Origin of the sequence: Streptomyces sp. NRRL F-5650 (genome assembly GCF_000721365.1) — a bacterium.
GTDB lineage: Bacteria > Actinomycetota > Actinomycetes > Streptomycetales > Streptomycetaceae > Streptomyces > Streptomyces ardesiacus.
This window is the reverse complement of record NZ_JOGV01000105.1, coordinates 1-4,214: the sequence shown is the minus strand read 5'-3', so window position 1 is coordinate 4,214 and position 4,214 is coordinate 1. Positions and strand designations below refer to the sequence as shown.

General features: G+C 75.9%; 2 protein-coding genes. One reads left to right on the top strand and one right to left on the bottom strand.

Translation table 11 applies throughout. The features are described from left to right. Window positions 1-452, top strand: a 452-nt coding sequence (locus tag IG88_RS0137485; RefSeq protein ID WP_199807553.1) for an NPCBM/NEW2 domain-containing protein, incomplete at its 5' end; no start/stop codon positions are given. Here IG88_RS0137485 and IG88_RS0137480 read toward each other — a convergent pair. Further along, entirely contained in the window at window positions 439-3,723 is a 3,285-nt protein-coding gene (locus tag IG88_RS0137480; RefSeq protein WP_037837551.1) for a BTAD domain-containing putative transcriptional regulator, read from the bottom strand. The two genes, IG88_RS0137485 and IG88_RS0137480, sit on opposite strands and share 14 nt — an antisense overlap. Window positions 3,724-4,214: the final 491 nt, after the last annotated feature.

The window sequence follows — 4,214 nt, the reverse complement described above, 5'->3', positions numbered from 1 at the left end:
CACCGCCCCCACCCCCGCCCGCCGTCTACCAGTGGAGCGAGCTGGCGTACGACGTGAGCGGCGACGGCACCGGTCCCGAGATGCAACTGGCCGGCAGCAGTTGGGTGTGGCAGCGCTCGAACCTGTCCATCGCCGACGTGCGGTACGCCCACGGCGTCACCGTCAACGGACGCTCCTCGGTCACCATCGACCTCAACCGTGACTGCACGTCCTACGACGCGCTGGCCGGCGTCGACGACCTGACGCTGAAGCTGGGCAAGGTCCACTTCTCGGTGTACGCGGACGGCGTCCCGCTGTGGAACTCGGGGATGGTCAAGGGCGGCGACCCGGCGGTCCCCGTCCACGTGGACATCTCGGGCCGCGAGAGCCTGCGGCTGGTGACCGAGCCGCACAGCCCCTTCGACTCGGTGGCGCTCGCGGACTGGGCCCAGTCCCGCTTCACCTGCGGGTAGGCGTCCGGGGAGCCGACCGCCCGGCCGCCTCGACCTCGGCGACGACGTCCCGGGGCGCGAGGGCGGCCCCCTCGGCCAGTTCGGCGGCGTACCGCTCGCTGCCGAGGGCGCTCAGGGCGGCGGCCTCGGCGCGCTCGGCGTGTGCCCGGTCCGGCACGGGCCGCGGGCGGTCGCCCCGCCATCGGCCGGCCGCACCGAGCAGCCGTACCGCGCGGGCGTGCTCGCCGAGGTCGCTCGACAGGCCGGCCGCGCTGTCCGCGAGCGTGGCGAGGACCAGGTCGGCGCACCGTTCCTCGACGGCCGCCCGGACGGTGCCCGCCAGCAGCGGCAGCGCTTCCCGGGGACCCGACTCGCCCGCCGTCACGAGGGCCTCCACCAGCCCCAGCATCGCCAGGAACTGCGGCGGCGGGGTGCCGCGCAGGCACTCCTCGTGGGCCGCCTCCCACAGGGCCCGGGCCCGTGCGTAGTCCTCCTCCACCACCGCGAGTCCGGCCCGCAGCATCAGGACGAAGGCCTTGGAGTCCACGACGCCGTACCGGTCCGCGGCGGCGCCGGCCTCGTCGAGCACGCGGAGTGCCGTGGCGTGGTCCCCCTCGCGGTAGGCGATCTCGGCGAGCCGGGCGATGAGGAACGGCGCCTCCGCGAAGGCGCCCACCTCCTCGGCGAGCCGCAGGGCCTCCGTGAACTCGGCCCTGGCCTCCCCGTAGTGGCCGCGCGCCATGGCGGCCTCGGCGAAGGCGCTGCACACCTGGGCCTCCACCAGGCGGTCGCCGACCCGGCGGCTGAGCACACGCGCTTCGGCCAGGTCCTCGTCGATGCCGGACGGGGTGCCCGAGAGGTCGACCACCGCGTGGGCACGGAGCATGAGGCTGGCGGTGATCTCCCACTCGCCCCCGTACAGCCGGCAGTTGGCGACAGAGACGTCCATGGCGCCGCGGACGTCGCCCTGGTCGTCGACGAAGAACTCGGTCAGCGGCCAGATGAGGCCGGGCACCCGGGCCGCCTCGGGGCCGCCCGCGGCGAAGTGGTCGCGCACCCGGCGGACGTAGCGCCGCATGCGCGCGTCCAGCAGCCCGTCCCTCGGTGTGGTCTCGAAGGTGAGGAGGATGTGCATCATGCGCACCCGCATGCGCAGGGAGTGCAGCGGGTGCGGCGGGTCGCCCTCCCGTACGGCGAGGAGCGCGCCGACGTGATCGGCGGCAGCAGCGTCACGGTCGAGGCCGTCCGCCGCCGGAGCCCGGAGGCCTCCCGCGTCCAGCGCGGCACCGAGGCACAGCACCCGGTCCAGCCAGGCGACGCCTTCGTGGCGGTAGTTGCGCAGCCACCAGAACCATCCCATGGCGAGGGCGAGGGAGGCGGCCTCTTCCTCGTCGCCCGCGGTGAGGGAGCGGCCGAGGGCCGCTCGGATGTTGTCGTGCTCGGTCTCCAGGCGGGATATGTACGGCAGTTGCCGGGCCGAGCGCAGTTGCGGGTCGGCCTCCTCGGCGAGGGCTCGCGCCCAGGCCCGGTGGGCCCGCTCGGCGGCGGCACGCAGCCCGGGGACCTCGGCGGCGCGCTCCTCGGCGTACTCGTGGATGGTCTCCAGCAGGCGGTAGCGCATCTCGGCGCCCTCGACCGCGACATCGGCGACGACGAGGGACTTGTCGACGAGGGCGCCGACGAGTTCCGCCGCGGGTCCGGTGCCCACGGCCTCGGCCGCCGCCAGGTCCCAGCCGCCCGCGAAGACGGACAGCTCGCGCAGCATGGTGCGTTCCGCGTCGTCGAGGAGGTCCCAGGACCAGTCGACGACCGCACGCAGCGTCTGCTGGCGGGGCATGACGGTGCGGCTGCCGGAGGTGAGCAGGCGGAAGCGGTCGTCGAGCCGGTCGGCGATCTCCCGCGGGGTGAGCAGCCGCAGCCGGGCGGCGGCCAGCTCGATGGCCAGCGGCAGCCCGTCGAGGCGCCGGCAGATCTCGGCGACGGCCTCCTCGTCCCGCAGCACGGCACCGGCGTCGGGACGTACGGCACTCGCGCGTGCGGCGAACAGGCGCCGCGCCTGGTCGGGGGCGAGCGGTTCGACCGGGCGCACGGACTCGCCGGGCACGCCCAGCGGTTCGCGGCTGGTGGCGAGGACGGTGAGGCCCGGGCAGCGGGTCAGCAGGGTTTCGGCGAGCCGGGCCGCCGCGCCGATGACGTGTTCGCAGTTGTCGAGGACCAGGAGCTGGTCGCGCGGGGCGCAGTACTCGACGAGCAGCGCGACGGGATCGTCCTGCACGGCCGGGCGGTCCCCGGTCAGCAGCACGGTCTCGCGGAGCCCGAGGGCGTTGACGACCGCGCCCGGCACCGCCTCCGGCCGGTCGAGCGGGGCCAGTTCCACCAGCCACGCCTGGTCGAGCCCGGCGGCGGCCTCCTCGGCGAGGCGGGTCTTCCCGGAGCCGCCCGGCCCGGTGAGGGTGACCAGGCGGGCCCGCCGCACTTCGTCGCGGAGGGCGTCGAGCTCCGGTTCGCGTCCCACGAAGCTGGTCAGCCGTGGCCGGATGTTGCCCCGGCGCTCACCGGCCGGAGCGTGCTCGGCGCGCTGCGCACCGAGCAGTTCGGCGTGCAGGGCGCGCAGACGGGGGCCGGGGTCGGCACCGAGGCCGTCGGCGAGGGTGCGGCGGACGTTCTCGTAGGCGGCCAGTGCGTCGGCGTCGCGGCCGGTGGCGCGCAGGGCACTGATGAGGAGGGCGTGCAGCGGTTCGTCGTACGGGTGCGCGGCGATCAGTTCGCGCAGGCGGGGTACGGCGTCGTGGGCGTCGCCGAGGCGCAGTCCGGCCTCGATGCGGGCGCGGGTGGCCTCCAGGTGCAGCGCGTCCGGGCGGGCGGAGTGGCCGGGCAGGTCGGCCAGCGCCGGTCCGCGCCACAGGGCCAGTGCCTCGTCCAGGTGCCGGGCGGCGCGCGCGGCGTCGCCGTGTCCGAGGGCGGTGGTGCCCTGCCGTACGAGGCGCTCGAAGACGTACAGGTCCACGTCGTCGCGGGTCGCGGCGAGCCGGTATCCGCCGGGTGCCGAGGCGACGGCCTCCTTGCCGACGGTACGGCGCAGGCGGCCGACCAGGGCCTGGAGGGCGGCGGGGGCGTCCTGGGGCGGTTCGTCGTCCCCGGGCCAGATCTCGTCGATCAGGGTGGCCGACGTGACGACGTCACCGGGGCGCAGGGCGAGGGCGGTGAGCAGCGCGCGCAGGCGGGGGCCGCCGGGGCTGGCGGCGGTGCCGTGGTCCTCCGTCTGGGCGACGCCCAGGATTCTGTAGCGCACGGGGTCATTGTCGCCGTAGCGGTTGTGCGGGGGCACCTGCGGTGTGCGTGGGGGTTGGGTGCGGGGTCCGGCGTTACGGGGTTGCCCGGCGTGGGTGCGGGGCGGGGGTGGGGTCGCGAGCCCGGCGCTGGCGGGGTGCCGCTGCGCCCACCCGTGCCGCCCCAGCGGCACGACTGCCCGCAGCTACGTGCGGCTGGCGACCACCCGCAGCCGCGGCGGACGGAGCGACGGCCCGCAGTCGCGTACGGCGCGAAGGGGTCGTGTCGGGGGGTGTCCGCCCGCAGCGGTTGGCGCGTCAACGGAGTTCACTTCTGTGGCCGACCGATTCCGCGCCGTTCCGAGGACAGACCCCCCCCGGCGCGGCCCCGACCCACAACCCACCGCACCGCGCTACGCGCACCCCCACCCATCCCGCACAGGCGCCGCAGGCACCCCGCACCCCCAACCATCCCGCGCAGGCGCCGCAGGCACCCCGCACCACACACCACACC